Origin of the sequence: Patiriisocius hiemis, assembly GCF_031846325.1 — a bacterium.
In the GTDB taxonomy this organism is placed as follows: Bacteria; Bacteroidota; Bacteroidia; order Flavobacteriales; family Flavobacteriaceae; genus Patiriisocius_A; species Patiriisocius_A hiemis.
On the sequence record NZ_JAVRHZ010000009.1, the window covers coordinates 24,901 to 42,424 of the forward strand.

The window sequence follows — 17,524 nt, forward strand, 5'->3', positions numbered from 1 at the left end:
TACGATTAAAAAAAGTCCATTAATGGACTTTCTTTAAACTGCTTTCTTTAATGTTTTTTATAAAATCATCAAATAAATATGTTGCGTCATGAGGGCCTGGACTTGCTTCTGGATGATATTGTACAGAAAACACAGGTTTGTTTTTCATTTTTATACCCGCAACTGTATTATCGTTAAGATGTGTATGGGTAATTTCTATTTCTGAATGACTCTCGGTTTCTTCTCTATTAATTGCAAACCCATGATTCTGAGAAGTAATTTCACCTTTTCCAGTAACTAAATTTAAGATAGGGTGGTTAATTCCTCTATGTCCATGGTGCATTTTATAGGTTGAAATTCCATTGGCTAATGCTAGCACTTGATGACCTAAGCATATTCCAAAAAGTGGAGCATTTGTAGCTAAAATTTGTTTTGTAGTTTCAATTGCCTCTTTTAATGGTTCTGGATCTCCAGGACCATTGGATAGGAAGTAACCATCTGGTTCAAAACTTTGTAAGTCTTCAAAAGGGGCATTGTATGGAAATACTTTTATGTAGCAATCTCTTTCAGCAAGGTTTCTTAAAATGTTTTTCTTGATACCAATATCTAGAGCAGATACTTTATAGGTTGCATTTTCATTTCCGAAGAAATATGGTTCTTTAGTAGAAACTTTACTTGCCAACTCTAGTCCATTCATATTAGGGACATCAGCTAATTGTTTTTTTAATCCTTCAATATTATCAACATCTGTAGAAATAACAGCGTTCATTGCACCATTATCTCTAATGTAGCTTACTAGTGCTCTAGTATCTACATCACTAATAGCTAACAGATTGTTTTGTTCTAAAAATTTTTCTAATGTCTCATTTGCAGCTGGTCTAGACATATTGTAGCTAAAATTTCTACAAATTAACCCAGCAATTTTAACTGAATTTGATTCTACTTCATCTTCTTGCGTTCCGTAGTTACCAATATGTGCATTAGTAGTAACCATTAATTGACCATAATATGAGGGATCAGTAAAAATTTCTTGATAGCCCGTCATACCTGTATTAAAACAAACTTCTCCAAATGCAGACCCTTCTTTACCTCCTACTGCCTTACCATGAAAAATAGTGCCGTCTGCTAATAAAATAAGTGCTGGTTTTCTTGTAGTGTACTTCATACGTTTAAAAAGTTTAACAAAAATACTTTAAAAGTGATTGCTATTAAAATTGTGTATTTAAAAATTGTAAACAATAATTGTTCATTTAAAACATAACCATAAAAAAAGGACAAACATTGCTGTTTGTCCTTTTTATTATTTATAAATGATATTTCATTTATTCTTCTTCTTTAGTTGCTTTAGTTTCAGCAGCAGGAGCAGCTTTAGCTTTGCTAGATCCACCTCTTCTACTTCTACGTGTAGATTTAGTTTTCTTAGCTTTACCAGCATTGTATAACTCGTTGTAATCAACTAGTTCTATCATTGCCATATCTGCATTATCTCCTAGTCTATTTCCAAGCTTAATAATTCTTGTATATCCGCCTGGTCTGTCTCCAACTTTTACTGCTACATCTCTAAATAATTCTGTAACTGCATCTTTTTGACGTAGTCTAGACATTACGATACGACGATTGTGTGTTGTATCTTCTTTAGACTTAGTAATCATTGGCTCTACAAAACGCTTTAACGCTTTTGCTTTTGCAACAGTTGTGTTTATTCTTTTGTGTTCAATTAGGGAACAAGCCATATTTGCTAACATAGCTCTTCTATGAGCTGTTTTTCTTCCTAAATGATTTACTTTTTTTCCGTGTCTCATGACTTTATTATTATCATCTTGCTACCAAACCACATATTTTAAAGTGGGAGCAAAATATGATTAATTAATCTTTATCTAATTTATATTTTGAAAGGTCCATCCCAAAATTAAGTCCCTTAACACTTACAAGCTCTTCTAGCTCTGTTAAAGACTTTTTACCAAAGTTTCTAAACTTCATTAAATCATTCTTGTTAAAAGAAACTAAGTCTCCTAAAGTATCAACTTCTGCAGCTTTTAAACAATTAAGAGCACGAACACTTAAGTCCATATCTACTAATTTTGTTTTAAGTAACTGGCGCATGTGAAGTGACTCTTCATCATAGGTTTCGGTTTGTGCAATCTCATCAGCTTCTAGCGTAATACGCTCATCACTAAATAGCATAAAGTGGTGAATTAACGTCTTTGCAGCTTCTGTTAGTGCGTCTTTAGGGTGAATAGAACCATCAGTAATGATTTCGAAAACTAATTTTTCGTAATCTGTTTTTTGCTCTACACGATAATTTTCAATGCTATACTTAACATTTTTAATTGGCGTGTAGATAGAATCTGTAAAAATAGTTCCAAGAGGTGCATTTGCTTTCTTGTTCTCTTCAGCAGGAACATATCCTCTACCTTTTTCTATAGTAATCTCAAAGTTAAGATTTACTTTAGCATCCATATTACAGATGACTAAATCTGGGTTTAACACTTGGAAACCAGAGATAAATTTTTGAAAATCTCCAGCAACAAGTTGTTCACCTCCATTTACTGAGATAGTAACGGTTTCATTATCTATTTCATCTATTTGTCTTTTGAAACGTACTTGTTTCAAATTCAAAATAATTTCAGTAACATCCTCTACTACTCCTGCAATGGTTGAGAATTCGTGATCAACTCCTTCGATACGTACCGAAGTAATTGCAAATCCTTCTAGAGAAGAAAGTAAAACTCGTCTTAATGCGTTACCTACTGTTAATCCATATCCAGGTTCTAAAGGGCGAAATTCAAATTTCCCTTCAAAATCTGTTGAATTAATCATGATAACTTTATCAGGCTTCTGAAAACTAAATACTGCCATAATTTTTTTCTTCGTTTTAATTGTTACTTAGTTGCGCGGTTTATTAGCTTGAAGAACACTATAAACCCTTTGGCTAAATACCAATATGATTAATTTTTTATTTTGAATATAATTCGACGATAAACTGCTCGTTTATGTTCTCTGGAATTTGAAGACGTTGAGGGATTGAAACATACGTTCCTTCTTTTTTCTCTCCATTCCATGTAATCCACTCGTAAACGTGATTTGCGTTTGCTAATGAGCTTTCAATAGCTTCTAGAGATTTAGACTTTTCTCTAACAGCAACTACATCACCAGGTTTTAATTGGTAAGAAGGAATATTTACTTTCTCTCCATTAACTGTAATGTGACGGTGAGACACTAATTGTCTTGCAGCTGGACGGCTAGGAGCAATTCCCATACGGTACACTACATTGTCTAAACGTGACTCACATAGTTGAAGCAATACCTGACCTGTAATTCCAGGGGCAGCAGTTGCTCTTTTAAACATGTTTCTGAATTGCTTTTCTAAAATACCATAAGTGTATTTTGCTTTTTGCTTTTCAGCTAATTGAATAGCATATTCAGATTTCTTTCCACGACGACGGTTGTTACCGTGTTGCCCTGGAGGGTAATTTCTTTTTTCGAAGGACTTATCTTCCCCGAAGATAGCTTCGCCAAACTTACGAGCTATTTTAGTTTTTGGACCAGTATATCTTGCCATTTTTAAGTGATTTTGAAGGTGAAATTAAATTAAGGTCTTATCTATCCTCTAACTCCAATATCCTTCAGATTGATATTTATTATAATTATACTCTTCTACGCTTTGGAGGACGACATCCATTATGTGGCATTGGAGTTACATCGATAATTTCGCTAACTTCAATTCCTGCATTGTGGATGGATCTAATAGCAGATTCTCTACCATTACCAGGTCCCTTAACGTATACTTTTACTTTACGTAAGCCTGCTTCATGAGCAATTGCTGCGCAATCTTCTGCTGCTAATTGAGCTGCATAAGGAGTATTCTTTTTAGAACCTCTAAAGCCCATTTTTCCTGCTGAAGACCATGAGATAACATCACCATTCTTGTTAGTTAAAGAAATAATGATATTGTTAAATGAAGCTGTTATATGTGCTTCACCTACAGACTCAATAGTAACTTTACGTTTTTTTGTGCTTTTAGCTTTTGGATTTGCCTTTGCCATATCTCTAGGTATTATTTAGTTGCTTTTTTCTTGTTAGCAACTGTTTTACGTTTTCCTTTTCTTGTTCTCGAGTTATTCTTAGTGCGTTGTCCTCTTAATGGAAGACCAGCTCTGTGACGAATACCTCTGTAACAACCAATGTCCATTAAACGCTTAATGCTTAATTGAACTTCGCTACGTAATTCACCTTCAATTTTGAAAGACCCAACAGCATCACGAATTTTTCCGATTTCTTCATCGTTCCATTCGTTTACTTTTTTGCCTTCATCTACTCCGGCCTCTTTTAATATATCTTGCGCACGGCTTTTACCAATTCCGAAGATATATGTTAACGCGATTACACCCCTTTTTTGTTTTGGGATATCTACACCTGCGATTCTTGCCATAATTATCCTTGTCTTTGTTTGAACCTAGGGTTCTTTTTGTTAATTACATATAATCTGCCTTTTCTGCGAACGATTTTGCAGTCGGCACTTCTCTTTTTTACTGATGCTCTAACTTTCATTTTAGTTTAGTATCTGTATGTTATACGAGCCTTCGTTAAATCGTAAGGACTCATTTCTAATTTTACTTTATCTCCTGGTAATAGTTTAATGTAGTGCATACGCATTTTACCCGAGATATGTGCAGTCACAATGTGACCGTTTTCTAGTTCAACTCTAAACATTGCGTTAGACAATGCTTCTACTATTGATCCATCTTGTTCTATTGCGGGTTGTTTTGCCATAATTATGCTACTGCTTTTCTATTTTTACCAGACTTCATTAAACCATCATAATGACGATTTAGTAAGTACGAATTAATTTGTTGCATTGTATCAATAGCTACTCCTACCATAATAAGTAGTGAAGTACCTCCAAAGAACAATGCCCAACCTTGTTGGATTCCCATTAATTGATATACAACAGCTGGGAAAATTGCTATTGCTGCTAAGAATATAGATCCTGGCAACGTTATTTGCGACATTACTCTATCTAAAAATTCTGCTGTGTCAGTTCCTGGCTTAATACCTGGTATAAATCCACCGCTTCGTTTTAAATCATCTGCCATTTTATTTGTTGGTACTGTAATCGCAGTATAGAAGTACGTAAATACTATAATTAATAATGCGAAAACTACATTATACCACAGACCAAAAATATCACTAAAGTTTGCTTGTAATGTCTTTGCAAAGTTACTATCACTAAGCCCTGCAACTGCAGAAGGCACAAACATGATAGCCTGAGCAAAGATAATTGGCATAACACCAGAAGCATTTAACTTTAAAGGTATAAACTGCCTTGCGCCAAAAATGTTTTTCTCATATTCTCCACTTGCTGTTCTACGTGCATATTGGACGGGTATTTTTCTAACTGCCATGACGAGTAATACAGAAAGTAATATGATTACAAACCAGATAACCAATTCTATTAATACTAACATTACAGAGTTTGAAGCAACTTCCTGAGCGAAAGAAGCAGGTAATGTAGCAATGATACCAACCATAATTAATATTGAGATACCATTTCCAATACCTTTATCTGTAATTTTTTCTCCTAACCACATTGCAAATACACAACCTGTTACAAGTATAATTGTAGATGATATAAAGAATAAAGGAGTTTTACCTAAAATAAACGCCTCTGCAGGGACCCCTAGTGCCTCAAGCCCTATTAAATAACTAGGTGCTTGAACCAAACAGATCCCAATAGTTAACCAACGTGTAATCTGGTTAATTTTCTTTCTACCACTTTCTCCTTCTTTTTGTAACTTCTGTAAATATGGTACAGCAATTTGCATTAATTGCACAACAATAGAAGCAGAGATATACGGCATGATACCCAATGCAAAAACAGATGCATTTGCAAATGCACCACCTGTAAAAGCATTTAATATTCCTCCAATACCTCCATCATCAAATTTACCTGCGAACTCTCCTAACAAAGAAGCATCAATACTAGGTAATGGTACTTGCGCACCAAAACGGTACACTAATAACAGACCTAACGTAACAATGATTCTATTACGAAGCTCTTCAATTTTATAAACGTTTTTTAAGGTATCAATAAATTTCATGCTTGCTTCTTATTACAAAGTTACTACTTCACCACCTGCAGCTTCAATAGCTTTTTGAGCTGTAGCAGTAAATTTGTGAGCTGTTACTTTTAATTTAGCAGATAATTCTCCTCTTCCTAAAATCTTTACCATTTCGTTTTTACCAGCTAGACCTAAACTTACTAAAGTTTCAAAATCTACAGCATCTTTAATTTTCTTGTCGTCAACTAATTGTTGTAACGTATCAATGTTAACCCCTTGGTACTCCTTACGGTTAATATTGGTAAACCCAAACTTAGGTACACGACGTTGTAATGGCATTTGTCCACCTTCAAATCCTAGTTTCTTAGAATATCCAGAACGTGACTTAGCTCCTTTATGTCCACGTGTTGCAGTACCACCTTTTCCAGATCCTTGACCACGACCTACACGTTTACCTTGTCTTTTTACCGAGCCTTCTGCTGGTTTTAAATTACTTAAATCCATCTTATATCTCTTATACGGTTTCTACAGAAACCAAGTGTTTAACTTTTGTTACCATACCAAGAATGTTTGGCGTGTCTTCATGCTCGACAGTTTGACCTATCTTCTTGAGACCTAACGCTTCTAGCGTTCTTTTTTGGTTTTTAGTGCGGTTAATAGCACTCTTTACCTTTGTTACTTTGATCTTTGCCATCTTCTTCTGTATTTTATCCTTTATATAATTTCTCTAAAGAAATACCTCTTTGCTTTGCCACAGTTTGTGCACTTCTTAACTGAAGTAATGCATCAAAAGTAGCTTTTACAACATTATGTGGGTTTGATGATCCTTGAGATTTAGAAAGTACGTCATGTACTCCTACTGCCTCTAATACCGCACGCACAGCACCTCCAGCAATTACACCTGTACCAGGTGCTGCAGGAAGCAAATTAACTCTTGCTCCTCCATATTTACCTTTTTGCTCGTGAGGTAATGTTGCTTTATTAAGTGGGATACGAACTAGGTTTTTCTTTGCGTCTTCAATAGCTTTTGCAATTGCACTTGCTACATCTTTAGACTTTCCTAGTCCTTGACCTACAACACCGTTTTCATCACCAACAACAACTATTGCTGAAAATCCGAAGGCTCTACCCCCTTTTGTTACTTTGGTAACACGTTGTACACCTACTAAACGGTCTTTTAAATCTAGACCACTTGGTTTTACTAATTCTACGTTCTTATAATCTTGATACATACTACTTAGAATTTAAGGCCGCCTTCGCGAGCTCCTTCAGCTAATGATTTTACTCTTCCGTGATATAGGTAACCGCCTCTGTCAAAAGAAACAGTTTCTACACCTGCCTTTTGCGCTTTTTCTGCGATTGCTTTCCCTACTAACTTTGCTGCTTCACTTTTGTTTACTTTTGAAACATCAATGTCTTTGTCTCTTGAAGATGCAGCGGTAATTGTTTTTCCATTTACATCGTCAATAAGTTGTGCGTAAATCTCTTTGTTACTCCTAAAAACAGCTAAACGCGGTCTTTGCTCAGTACCTGAGACTGTTTTACGTATTCTAAAACGTAAACGCTGTCTTCTATCTTCTTTAGATAATGCCATAACTTTATATCTTATGCAGATTTACCTGCTTTTCTTCTTATTTGTTCTCCTACAAATCTAATCCCTTTCCCTTTGTAAGGTTCTGGCTTACGGAAGGCACGTATCTTTGCAGCTACTTGTCCAACCAATTGTTTGTCGTGAGATGTTAATTTTACTATAGGATTCTTTCCTTTTTCGCTAACTGTTTCTACTTTAACTTCTGGAGCTATGTCAAGAACTATGTTGTGAGAGAATCCAATTGCTAAATCAAGTTTTTGTCCTTGATTTGAAGCACGATATCCTACTCCTACTAATTCTAATTCTTTAGACCATCCGTTAGTAACACCTTCAATCATATTAAAAATTAGAGCTCTGTATAAACCATGCTTTGCTCTGTGATCTTTATATTCTGAAGAACGTTCAACAGTTACTTCGTTCTCTTCTACTTTAATACTCACATCTGAGTATTCTTGCGTTAATTCGCCTAATTTTCCTTTAACAGTAATTACATTATCTTTTACATCTATTGTAACTCCTGCTGGAATTGCTACCGGGTTTTTACCTATTCTTGACATTTCTTGTCTCTTTTTTTAGTAAACGTAACATAATACTTCTCCACCTACATTTTGAGATTGTGCTTGCTTACCTGTCATCACTCCTGCTGAAGTTGAAACAATTGCAATACCCAAACCATTCAAAATACGAGGCATTTCTGAAGAACCTGCATACTTACGTAAACCTGGTTTACTAATTCTTTGCATTCTTTTTATTACTGGATCTTTTGTAAGCTTATCATACTTTAAAGCAATCTTGATTGTTCCCTGAGGTCCTTTCTCATCTTCAAATTTGTAGCTTAAAATAAATCCTTGGTCAAAAAGAATTTTTGTAATCTCCTTTTTTAAGTTAGAAGCTGGGATATCCACTACTCGGTGCCCTGCTTTAACTGCATTTCTAACTCTTGTTAGATAATCTGCGATTGGATCTGTTGTCATTTATATTAATTTGCGGAAGTGGTTTTCATACTATTATGAACCTACAACCAATTTGTAATTTTACCAGCTTGCTTTTTTAACACCTGGGATAAGCCCTTGATTTGCCATCTCTCTGAATGTAACACGAGAAATTCCAAATGTTCTCATATACCCCTTTGGTCTTCCAGTAAGTTTGCAACGATTGTGCATACGAACAGGAGAAGCATTTTTTGGTAGCTTTTGAAGACCTTCCCAGTCTCCAGCTTCTTTTAAAGCTTTACGCTTTTCAGCATATTTTGCTACTGTTTTTGCTCTTTTAACCTCACGGGCTTTCATTGATTCTTTAGCCATCTCTTAATTCTTTTTAAAGGGTAATCCCATTTCTGTTAATAATGATTTAGCTTCCTTATCTGTTTCCGCAGTAGTTACAAAAGTGATGTTCATTCCTTCAATCTTTTTTACCTTATCGATATCGATTTCTGGAAAGATTATTTGTTCAGTAACTCCTAAAGAGTAGTTACCTCTACCATCAAATCCTGTAGCATTGATACCATTAAAGTCTCTAACTCTTGGTAAAGCAGATGTTACAAGTCTATCTAAAAACTCATACATACGCTCACCTCTTAAAGTTACTTTTGCTCCAATTGGCATTCCTTTTCTAAGCTTGAACGTTGCAACGTCTTTTTTAGAAATAGTAGCTACTGCTCTTTGTCCAGTAATATTAGTTAACTCTTCTACAGAATTGTCAATTAATTTTTTATCTGCAACGGCAGCACCAACTCCTCTTGATACAACGATACGTTCTAGTTTAGGAACCTGCATTACATTTTTGTAACCAAATTCATCTGTAAGAGCTTTAATTACTCTGCTCTTATATTCTTCCTTAAGTCTTGGTATATATCCCATAACTATAATACTTGATTCGATTTTTTAGAAAATCGTACTTTTTTACCATCTTCCATTCTATATCCTACTCGTGTAGCTTCTCCAGATTTTGGATCAATTAACGATAGGTTAGAAATATGAATTGGAGCTTCTTTTTCTGTAATTCCACCTTGAGGGTTTGCCGCACTAGGCTTCTCATGTTTCTTTACAGTATTTACTCCTTCTACGATTGCTTTGTTTTTTTCAAAAAACACTCTCATCACTTTACCTTCAGAGCCTTTGTGCTCTCCAGCAGTAACTACTACTGTGTCTCCTGTTTTAATTTTAAGCTTTGCCATCTTACTAAGTTGTGTATTAAAGCACCTCTGGTGCTAATGATACAATTTTCATGAATTGTTTATCACGAAGTTCTCTCGCAACAGGTCCAAAAACACGTGTACCTCTCATTTCACCTTGCGGGTTCAATAATACACATGCATTATCATCAAAACGAATATATGATCCGTCTGGACGTCTTACTTCTTTTACGGTACGTACTACAACTGCTGTAGAAACGGCTCCTTTTTTAATATTTCCATTAGGAGTAGCTTCTTTTACAGTTACTACAATTTTATCTCCAATAGAAGCATATCGTTTCTTTGTACCTCCCAACACTCTAATTGTTAGCACCTCTTTGGCACCTGTGTTGTCTGCTACTCTAAGTCTTGATTCTTGTTGTACCATAATTACTTCGCTCTTTCAATTATTTCTACTAATCTCCAACACTTAGTTTTACTCATAGGTCTTGTTTCCATGATCTTTACAGTATCACCTTCGTTGCAGTCGTTTTTCTCGTCGTGTGCTACGTATTTCTTCGTTTTTAATACGAATTTACCATACATAGGGTGCTTTACTTTTTTAACCTCACTTACAACAATAGACTTTTGCATTTTGTTGCTGGTTACTACACCTATACGTTCTTTTCTTAAGTTTCTTTTTATTTCCATCTTTCAGCTTCGTACCGTTATTATTCTTCTCTTTTTGTTAGTTCTGTCGCTATTCTAGCAATAGTTCTTCTATGAGACCTAAGCTGAATTGGATTTTCTAAAGGCGAAATAGTATGCGCCATTTTAAGATCAGAATATGCTTGTTTAGATTCTGCAAGTTTTTCTTGCAATTCTACTGTTGATGCTTCGTTTATTTCAGATTGTTTCATCTTTAAAATTTTAAGCTTGATAGTCTCTAGAAATTATAAACTTTGTTTTTACTGGGAGTTTTTGAGCTGCAAGACGCAATGCCTCTTTTGCAGTATCCAAAGACACACCAGAAACTTCAAACAAGACTCTACCAGGTTTAACAACAGCTGCCCAATATTCTACAGCACCTTTACCTTTACCCATACGTACTTCAAGAGGTTTCTTTGTAATTGGTTTATCTGGAAATATCATAATCCAGATAGAACCTTCTCTTTTCATGTAACGAGTTGCAGCAATACGTGCAGCTTCTATTTGACGAGCCGTTAAGAAATTTGAATCTAAAGACTTTATACCAAAGGTTCCGTATGATAATTGATTACCACGACCAGCATTACCTTTCATACGGCCTTTTTGTTGTTTACGGAACTTTGTTCTTTTAGGTTGTAACATTGTTGACTTTCTTTAAAAAATTACTTTCTGTTATTACGACGTGATTTGTTTCCACCTCGACCAGAACCACCTTTTCCTCCTTTTTTGTCTAAACCAACTAGAGGAGAAAGCTCTCTTTTTCCATACACTTCACCTTTCATGATCCATACTTTAACACCTAGTCTACCATAAGTAGTATGTGCCTCAACTAAAGCATAGTCAATATCGGCTCTAAAAGTTGATAAAGGAATACGACCTTCTTTGTAAGATTCACTACGTGCCATTTCTGCACCATTTAATCTTCCAGAGATTTGGATTTTAATCCCTTCTGCATTCATACGCATTGCAGCAGCGATAGCCATTTTTATTGCTCGACGGTAAGAGATTCTATTCTCAATTTGTCTTGCAATACTTGCTCCTACTAAATGTGCATCAACTTCAGGTCTCTTAATCTCATGAATATTGATCTGTACTTCTTTACCTGTAATTTTTTTAAGCTCTTCTTTTAACTTGTCTACCTCTTGCCCTCCTTTACCAATAATGATACCTGGACGAGCTGTTGTGATAGTAACGGTTACAAGTTTAAGCGTACGCTCAATAATTACTCTTGACACACTAGCCTTACTTAAACGAGCGTGAACATATTTTCTAATCTTGTCGTCTTCGGCAAGTTTATCACCGTAGTCGTTACCTCCGTACCAGTTGGATTCCCATCCTCTAATGATACCTAAGCGATTCCCGATTGGATTTGTCTTCTGTCCCATTTATTTAGCTTTGTGTGTTATCGTTAGCTCCAAGCACGACTGTTACGTGATTAGAACGTTTTCTAATTCTGTGCGCTCTACCTTGAGGTGCTGGACGAAGTCTTTTTAACATAGTCCCACCATCAACGCGAATTTCTTTTATAAATAGATCTGCATCCTCCATAGAAGCATCTTCATTTTTTGCTTGCCAGTTGGCCATAGCAGATAAGACCAATTTTTCTAGTCTAATTGAAGCTTCTTTAGAGCTAAATCTTAAAATATTAAGCGCTTTTTCAACTTTTTCACCTCTAATTAAATCCGCCATTAAACGCATTTTTCTTGGTGATGTAGGGCAATTATTCAACTTAGCAAAATATTGTGTTTTTTTCGCCTCCTTGATTTGCTCTGCTCTTTCTCTTTTACGAACTCCCATGGCTTATTATTTTTTTCCTTTGTTTTTAGCACCTGCATGACCACGGAATGATCTTGTTGGTGAAAATTCTCCTAATTTATGTCCTACCATGTTTTCAGTAACATATACTGGAACAAATTGACGTCCATTATGAACTGCAATGGTTTGCCCAACAAAATCTGGAGTAATCATAGACGCTCTAGACCAAGTCTTGATAACAGTCTTCTTATTAGCCTCAACATTTTGTTGTACTTTATTCTCTAATTTATAGTGAACGTAAGGTCCTTTTTTTAATGATCTTGCCATAGCTTATTTCTTTCTACGTTCTATGATATATTTATTACTCGCTTTTGTTCTAGAACGTGTTCTGTAACCTTTTGCAGGTATACCGTTTCTAGATCTTGGGTGTCCACCAGAAGACTTCCCTTCTCCACCACCCATTGGGTGATCTACCGGGTTCATCACTACTGGTCTTGTACGTGGTCTTCTACCTAACCATCTTGTTCTACCTGCCTTACCAGATACTAACAATTGGTGGTCACTATTAGACACAGCACCTATTGTAGCCATACATGTACTTAACACTAATCGTGTTTCTCCAGATGGTAATTTAATAGTTGCGTACTTTCCTTCTCTTGCCATTAATTGAGCAAACGCACCAGCACTACGTGCCATAACAGCACCTTGTCCGGGGTGTAACTCAATACAAGAAATGATGGTACCTAAAGGTATGTTTGCTAGTTTCATTGCGTTTCCAATTTCTGGAGCTACGCTATCGCCTGAGACGATATTTTGACCAACTTGAAGACCATTTTGAGCAATTACATAACGCTTTTCACCATCTTGATAGTTTACTAACGCTATAAAAGCCGTACGGTTTGGATCGTATTCTATTGTGGCAACAGTAGCAGGAATTCCAGCTTTGTCACGCTTAAAATCGATAATTCGATATTTCTTCTTATGACCACCACCTATGTAGCGCATGGTCATTTTACCTTGACTGTTTCTACCTCCAGATCTTTTATTCGGAACGAGTAAACTCTTTTCCGGCTTATCAGTTGTAATGGCGTCAAATCCATTTACAACTCTAAAACGCTGACCTGGGGTGATTGGTTTTAATTTTCTTACTGACATTTTTGTCTAATTAATATCTAATTTCTTAGATGTTATTGTAAAAATCAATTGTATCACCTTCCGCCACCTGTACAATTGCCTTTTTATAGGCATTTGTTTTACCAGTTTGAATACCCGTTTTTGTATAACGAGTTTTTCTATCAGGGCGGACATTTAATGTGCGAACTTTTTCAACAGAAACTCCGTAAGTGGTTTCAACCGCTTTCTTGATTTCTATCTTATTCGCCTTTGGGTTTACTACAAAACCGTAACGGTTTTTAAGCTCTGCATCAGCAGTTGCTTTTTCTGTAATAATAGGTTTAATTAAGATGCTCATCTTGTTTCTATTTACTTAAGTTTGTTTCAATTCCTTCCAAAGAACCTTCAAATAACACAACGTTATTTGCATTCATAATTTTATAAGTACTTAATTCTGAGTTTGTTACAACTTCTGTACCTTTCAAATTGCGAGACGACAAATATACATTATTATTTGACTCACCCAACACAAATAAAGATTTTTTGTTTTCTAGTCCTAAAGTTTTTAAAACTGAAGTAAAATCTTTTGTTTTTGGTGACTCAAAATTGAAGTCTTCTACTACCATTATTGCCTTATCATTTGCTTTCATGCTTAAAGCAGATTTTCTAGCTAATCTTTTCAAATTTTTGTTTAATTTGAATGAGTAGTTTCTTGGTCTTGGTCCAAACATACGACCTCCACCTTTAAAAAGCCCAGACTTGATACTACCTGCTCTGGCAGTACCTGTTCCTTTTTGCTTTTTTATCTTTCTAGTAGAACCTGTAATTTCAGCACGCTCTTTTGCTTTATGCGTTCCTTGACGCTTATTTGCCAAGAATTGTTTTACATCAAGGTAAACAGCGTGATTGTTAGGCTCAATACCATACACATCTTTAGAAAGTTCTACCTTTCTACCTGTGTCTTTTCCGTTTTTATCTAATACAGCTACCTTCATTATTTCTGAATCATTACATAAGCGTTTTTGTGACCTGGCACACAGCCTTTCACAACAAGTAGGTTTTTATCTGCGACTACTTTTAACACTTTTAAGTTTTGTACTTTCACTTTTTCATTCCCCATTTGTCCAGCCATACGCATTCCTTTAAATACTCTCGCAGGATACGATGCTGCACCAATAGAACCTGGCGCTCTTAAACGGTTATGTTGACCGTGAGTAGCTTGACCTACACCACCAAAACCGTGACGTTTAACTACCCCTTGAAAACCTTTACCTTTACTAGTTCCAGAAACATCTACAAACTCGCCTTCAGCAAAGTGATCTACTGTGATAGTATCACCTAATTTATACTCCTCTTCAAATCCTTGGAATTCGGCGACTTTACGTTTTGCAACGGTTCCTGCTTTTTTCGCATGGCCTTCGGCAGCTTTATTAGCAGTCTTTTTGTCATCGAAACCAAGTTGAAGAGCTTCATACCCGTCAACCTCTTCGGTTCTGACTTGGGTAACAACACAAGGGCCTGCCTCTATAACAGTACAAGGAATATTCTTTCCTTTCTCGTCAAAGATGCTGGTCATCCCTATCTTTTTTCCAATTAACCCAGACATATTTAATTATTTATTGATTATTAATTTTTTTGTTTAAAATAAACGGGGTCAAAATAAATTCGACCCCGAATGTTATTTTGTTTTCCGTTTTTCCCTTGCTTACAAGCTTAGGACATGTCTTCCGAAATAAATTCGGAATTGTAATTATACTTTAATCTCTACTTCAACACCACTTGGTAACTCTAATTTCATTAGAGCATCAATTGTTTTTGAAGAAGAACTGTATATATCCAATAATCTCTTGTAAGAGCTTAATTGGAATTGTTCTCTACTCTTTTTGTTAACGTGTGGAGAACGTAATACAGTAAATATCTTTTTGTGGGTTGGTAACGGGATTGGTCCTGTTACTACTGCACCAGTACTTTTTACAGTTTTTACAATCTTTTCAGCAGATTTGTCCACTAAATTGTGATCGTAAGATTTTAATTTAATTCTTATTTTTTGACTCATTGCTGAAATTGTTAAACGTTAGCGGTTCCTCTTGCTGCAGCGATTACTTCTTCAGATATATTTGAAGGGGTTTCTGCATAATGAGAGAATTCCATTGTTGATGTTGCACGACCTGATGAAAGTGTTCTTAATGTAGTTACATAACCAAACATTTCAGAAAGTGGTACTGTTGCTTTTACAGCTTTTGCACCTGCACGATCACTCATGTCACTTACTTGACCACGACGACGGTTTAAATCCCCTACAATATCACCCATGTTTTCTTCTGGAGTTAACACTTCCAGTTTCATTATAGGCTCCATAATTACTGCTTTTGCAGCCTTTGCAGCATTTTTAAATCCTAATTTTGCAGCCAATTCGAAAGATAATTGATCTGAATCCACATCATGGTATGATCCATCTGTCAATGTTACTTTCATAGCATCTACTTCATATCCAGCTAATGGACCATTTTTCATTGCCTCTTTAAATCCTTTCTCTACAGATGGGATAAATTCTTTAGGAACATTACCTCCTTTAATTTCAGAAACAAACTCTAATCCTTCTTTTCCTTCTTCTGCTGGTTCTAATGTAAATACGATATCTGCGAATTTACCACGACCACCAGACTGCTTCTTATAAACTTCTCTATGTTGCGCTACTCTTGTTACAGCTTCTTTGTACTCAACTTGAGGCTGCCCTTGATTTACTTCAACCTTAAACTCACGTCTAAGACGGTCTACAATAATATCTAAGTGAAGCTCACCCATTCCTGAAATAATAGTTTGTCCAGAAGCTTCATCTGTACGCACTTGGAATGTAGGATCTTCTTCGGCAAGTTTTGCCAAAGACATACCTAATTTATCTACATCTGCCTTAGTTTTAGGCTCAACAGCGATACCAATTACAGGATCTGGAAAGTCCATTGACTCTAACACGATAGGATGTTTTTCATCAGACATAGTATCTCCCGTCTTAATATCTTTAAATCCTACTGCAGCCCCAATATCACCAGCTTCGATATAATCGATTGCATTTTGCTTATTAGAGTGCATTTGGTAGATACGAGAAATACGTTCTTTCTTACCTGAACGATTGTTCAAAATGTAAGAACCTGCATCGAGACGACCAGAGTATGCGCGGAAGAATGCTAAACGACCAACAAATGGGTCTGTAGCAATTTTAAACGCTAAAGCAGCAAATGGCTCCTTTACATCTGGTTTACGTAATTCCTCTTGTTCTGTATCTGGATTAACACCTACAATACCTTCTTTATCTGTTGGAGAAGGTAAGTAACGACAAACCGCATCTAATAAAAATTGCACTCCTTTGTTTTTAAACGCAGAACCACAAACCATTGGAATGATAGACATATCCATTACGGCAGCTCTAAGTGCAGCATGCACTTCGTCTTCAGTAATTGATTCTTCATCCTCCATATATTTTTCTAGAAGGTTTTCATCATAAGCAGCAACTTCTTCAATAAGTTTTCCTCTTAATTCTGCAGCTTCTGCTTTTAACTCTTCTGGAATATCAATAACATCAAAAGTTGCCCCTTGTGTTTCATCATGCCAAACTATAGCACGATTCTTTACTAAATCAACAATACCTTTAAAGTCTGCTTCATCACCAATATTCATTACAATTGGTACTGCATTAGACTTCAACATATCTTTTACCTGTTGACATACAGCCATAAAGTTAGATCCTTGACGGTCCATTTTGTTAACAAAACCTATTCTAGGAACTTTATAGTTATCTGCTAATCTCCAGTTAGTTTCAGATTGTGGCTCAACACCATCAACAGCACTAAATAAGAACACCAAACCATCAAGTACACGTAATGACCTGTTTACCTCTACAGTAAAGTCTACGTGACCAGGGGTATCAATAATATTAAAGTGGTAATCTTTAGTATCTGGAGTTGGTTGTGCATTTTCTAATGGAAATCTCCATGTACAAGTTGTTGCAGCAGAAGTAATTGTAATACCTCTTTCCTGCTCTTGCTCCATCCAGTCCATAGTTGCCGCACCATCATGTACCTCACCAATTTTGTGGCTTACTCCTGTGTAGTAAAGAATACGTTCTGTTGTGGTTGTTTTTCCAGCATCAATATGTGCTGCAATACCTATATTTCTTGTAAATTTTAAATCTCTTTGTGCCATTTT

Annotated in this window: 31 protein-coding genes; all 31 read right to left on the reverse strand. The window is 35.8% G+C overall.

Annotated elements, in window-relative coordinates; genetic code table 11:
• Nucleotides 1-19: 19 nt before the first annotated feature.
• Nucleotides 20-1,144: a glutamine-hydrolyzing carbamoyl-phosphate synthase small subunit gene (gene carA / locus RM538_RS12590; protein WP_311333799.1), complete on the reverse strand. Its 1,125-nt coding sequence runs from the start codon at nt 1,142-1,144 to the stop codon at nt 20-22.
• A 157-nt stretch (nt 1,145-1,301) separates the two neighbouring features.
• Nucleotides 1,302-1,781 carry a 50S ribosomal protein L17 gene (gene rplQ, locus RM538_RS12595; RefSeq protein WP_311333800.1) on the reverse strand — a complete coding sequence of 160 codons (480 nt, stop codon included), beginning with the start codon at nt 1,779-1,781 and terminating at the stop codon, nt 1,302-1,304.
• 64 nt (nt 1,782-1,845) lie between these two features.
• A complete protein-coding gene (locus tag RM538_RS12600) occupies nt 1,846-2,838 on the reverse strand; it encodes a DNA-directed RNA polymerase subunit alpha (protein ID WP_311333801.1) in 993 nt (330 codons plus the stop codon).
• Between the two features lie 97 nt (nt 2,839-2,935).
• Nucleotides 2,936-3,541, reverse strand: coding sequence for a 30S ribosomal protein S4 (gene rpsD / locus RM538_RS12605; RefSeq protein WP_311333802.1), 606 nt, complete (start codon nt 3,539-3,541; stop codon nt 2,936-2,938).
• Nucleotides 3,542-3,626: 85 nt separating this feature from the next.
• Nucleotides 3,627-4,025, reverse strand: coding sequence for a 30S ribosomal protein S11 (gene rpsK / locus RM538_RS12610; protein ID WP_311333803.1), 399 nt, complete (start codon nt 4,023-4,025; stop codon nt 3,627-3,629).
• An 11-nt stretch (nt 4,026-4,036) separates the two neighbouring features.
• On the reverse strand, nt 4,037-4,411 hold the full coding sequence (rpsM, locus tag RM538_RS12615) for a 30S ribosomal protein S13 (RefSeq protein ID WP_311333804.1): 375 nt from the start codon (nt 4,409-4,411) through the stop codon (nt 4,037-4,039).
• A gap of 2 nt (nt 4,412-4,413) precedes the next feature.
• Nucleotides 4,414-4,530 (reverse strand): type B 50S ribosomal protein L36, encoded by a 117-nt coding sequence (ykgO, locus tag RM538_RS12620; RefSeq protein ID WP_013305171.1) that lies wholly within the window; start codon nt 4,528-4,530, stop codon nt 4,414-4,416.
• A 6-nt stretch (nt 4,531-4,536) separates the two neighbouring features.
• Nucleotides 4,537-4,752, reverse strand: coding sequence for a translation initiation factor IF-1 (infA, locus tag RM538_RS12625; RefSeq protein WP_068589225.1), 216 nt, complete (start codon nt 4,750-4,752; stop codon nt 4,537-4,539).
• Nucleotides 4,753-4,754: 2 nt separating this feature from the next.
• A complete protein-coding gene (gene secY / locus RM538_RS12630; RefSeq protein ID WP_311333805.1) occupies nt 4,755-6,080 on the reverse strand; it encodes a preprotein translocase subunit SecY in 1,326 nt (441 codons plus the stop codon).
• 12 nt (nt 6,081-6,092) lie between these two features.
• Nucleotides 6,093-6,545 carry a 50S ribosomal protein L15 gene (rplO, locus tag RM538_RS12635; RefSeq protein WP_311333806.1) on the reverse strand — a complete coding sequence of 151 codons (453 nt, stop codon included), beginning with the start codon at nt 6,543-6,545 and terminating at the stop codon, nt 6,093-6,095.
• Nucleotides 6,546-6,555: 10 nt separating this feature from the next.
• Nucleotides 6,556-6,735, reverse strand: a complete 180-nt coding sequence (rpmD, locus tag RM538_RS12640; RefSeq protein WP_311333807.1) for a 50S ribosomal protein L30 — start codon at nt 6,733-6,735, stop codon at nt 6,556-6,558.
• 13 nt (nt 6,736-6,748) lie between these two features.
• Complete coding sequence (rpsE, locus tag RM538_RS12645; RefSeq protein ID WP_311333808.1) at nt 6,749-7,273, reverse strand: 30S ribosomal protein S5; 525 nt, start codon at nt 7,271-7,273, stop codon at nt 6,749-6,751.
• Between the two features lie 5 nt (nt 7,274-7,278).
• The gene (gene rplR, locus RM538_RS12650; protein WP_311333809.1) at nt 7,279-7,635 is read right to left on the reverse strand and encodes a 50S ribosomal protein L18; all 357 of its coding nucleotides are present in this window, start codon (nt 7,633-7,635) and stop codon (nt 7,279-7,281) included.
• A gap of 11 nt (nt 7,636-7,646) precedes the next feature.
• Nucleotides 7,647-8,189 carry a 50S ribosomal protein L6 gene (gene rplF / locus RM538_RS12655; protein WP_311333810.1) on the reverse strand — a complete coding sequence of 181 codons (543 nt, stop codon included), beginning with the start codon at nt 8,187-8,189 and terminating at the stop codon, nt 7,647-7,649.
• A 15-nt stretch (nt 8,190-8,204) separates the two neighbouring features.
• Nucleotides 8,205-8,606 carry a 30S ribosomal protein S8 gene (gene rpsH / locus RM538_RS12660; protein WP_311333811.1) on the reverse strand — a complete coding sequence of 134 codons (402 nt, stop codon included), beginning with the start codon at nt 8,604-8,606 and terminating at the stop codon, nt 8,205-8,207.
• Nucleotides 8,607-8,666: 60 nt separating this feature from the next.
• On the reverse strand, nt 8,667-8,936 hold the full coding sequence (gene rpsN, locus RM538_RS12665; protein WP_311333812.1) for a 30S ribosomal protein S14: 270 nt from the start codon (nt 8,934-8,936) through the stop codon (nt 8,667-8,669).
• Nucleotides 8,937-8,939: 3 nt separating this feature from the next.
• Entirely contained in the window at nt 8,940-9,491 is a 552-nt protein-coding gene (gene rplE / locus RM538_RS12670) for a 50S ribosomal protein L5 (RefSeq protein ID WP_311333813.1), read from the reverse strand.
• 2 nt (nt 9,492-9,493) lie between these two features.
• Nucleotides 9,494-9,808, reverse strand: coding sequence for a 50S ribosomal protein L24 (gene rplX / locus RM538_RS12675; RefSeq protein ID WP_311333814.1), 315 nt, complete (start codon nt 9,806-9,808; stop codon nt 9,494-9,496).
• A 16-nt stretch (nt 9,809-9,824) separates the two neighbouring features.
• A complete protein-coding gene (rplN, locus tag RM538_RS12680; RefSeq protein ID WP_114492593.1) occupies nt 9,825-10,193 on the reverse strand; it encodes a 50S ribosomal protein L14 in 369 nt (122 codons plus the stop codon).
• 2 nt (nt 10,194-10,195) lie between these two features.
• Entirely contained in the window at nt 10,196-10,456 is a 261-nt protein-coding gene (gene rpsQ / locus RM538_RS12685) for a 30S ribosomal protein S17 (RefSeq protein ID WP_311333815.1), read from the reverse strand.
• Nucleotides 10,457-10,476: 20 nt separating this feature from the next.
• Nucleotides 10,477-10,665, reverse strand: coding sequence for a 50S ribosomal protein L29 (gene rpmC, locus RM538_RS12690; protein ID WP_311333816.1), 189 nt, complete (start codon nt 10,663-10,665; stop codon nt 10,477-10,479).
• 10 nt (nt 10,666-10,675) lie between these two features.
• Entirely contained in the window at nt 10,676-11,095 is a 420-nt protein-coding gene (gene rplP / locus RM538_RS12695; RefSeq protein ID WP_311333817.1) for a 50S ribosomal protein L16, read from the reverse strand.
• 20 nt (nt 11,096-11,115) lie between these two features.
• Nucleotides 11,116-11,838 carry a 30S ribosomal protein S3 gene (gene rpsC, locus RM538_RS12700; protein WP_311333818.1) on the reverse strand — a complete coding sequence of 241 codons (723 nt, stop codon included), beginning with the start codon at nt 11,836-11,838 and terminating at the stop codon, nt 11,116-11,118.
• 4 nt (nt 11,839-11,842) lie between these two features.
• Entirely contained in the window at nt 11,843-12,250 is a 408-nt protein-coding gene (gene rplV, locus RM538_RS12705) for a 50S ribosomal protein L22 (protein ID WP_311333819.1), read from the reverse strand.
• 6 nt (nt 12,251-12,256) lie between these two features.
• A complete protein-coding gene (gene rpsS / locus RM538_RS12710; RefSeq protein ID WP_311333820.1) occupies nt 12,257-12,535 on the reverse strand; it encodes a 30S ribosomal protein S19 in 279 nt (92 codons plus the stop codon).
• Nucleotides 12,536-12,538: 3 nt separating this feature from the next.
• On the reverse strand, nt 12,539-13,363 hold the full coding sequence (gene rplB, locus RM538_RS12715) for a 50S ribosomal protein L2 (protein WP_311333821.1): 825 nt from the start codon (nt 13,361-13,363) through the stop codon (nt 12,539-12,541).
• Between the two features lie 25 nt (nt 13,364-13,388).
• Nucleotides 13,389-13,679, reverse strand: a complete 291-nt coding sequence (gene rplW, locus RM538_RS12720; protein ID WP_311333822.1) for a 50S ribosomal protein L23 — start codon at nt 13,677-13,679, stop codon at nt 13,389-13,391.
• A gap of 7 nt (nt 13,680-13,686) precedes the next feature.
• Nucleotides 13,687-14,316, reverse strand: coding sequence for a 50S ribosomal protein L4 (gene rplD, locus RM538_RS12725; RefSeq protein WP_311333823.1), 630 nt, complete (start codon nt 14,314-14,316; stop codon nt 13,687-13,689).
• A complete protein-coding gene (gene rplC, locus RM538_RS12730) occupies nt 14,316-14,927 on the reverse strand; it encodes a 50S ribosomal protein L3 (protein WP_311333824.1) in 612 nt (203 codons plus the stop codon). The genes rplD and rplC overlap by 1 nt, the downstream gene beginning before the upstream one ends.
• Before the next feature lie 144 nt (nt 14,928-15,071).
• On the reverse strand, nt 15,072-15,377 hold the full coding sequence (gene rpsJ / locus RM538_RS12735) for a 30S ribosomal protein S10 (RefSeq protein ID WP_010181931.1): 306 nt from the start codon (nt 15,375-15,377) through the stop codon (nt 15,072-15,074).
• Nucleotides 15,378-15,388: 11 nt separating this feature from the next.
• Nucleotides 15,389-17,521 (reverse strand): elongation factor G, encoded by a 2,133-nt coding sequence (gene fusA / locus RM538_RS12740; RefSeq protein WP_311333825.1) that lies wholly within the window; start codon nt 17,519-17,521, stop codon nt 15,389-15,391.
• Between the last annotated feature and the right edge of the window lie 3 nt (nt 17,522-17,524).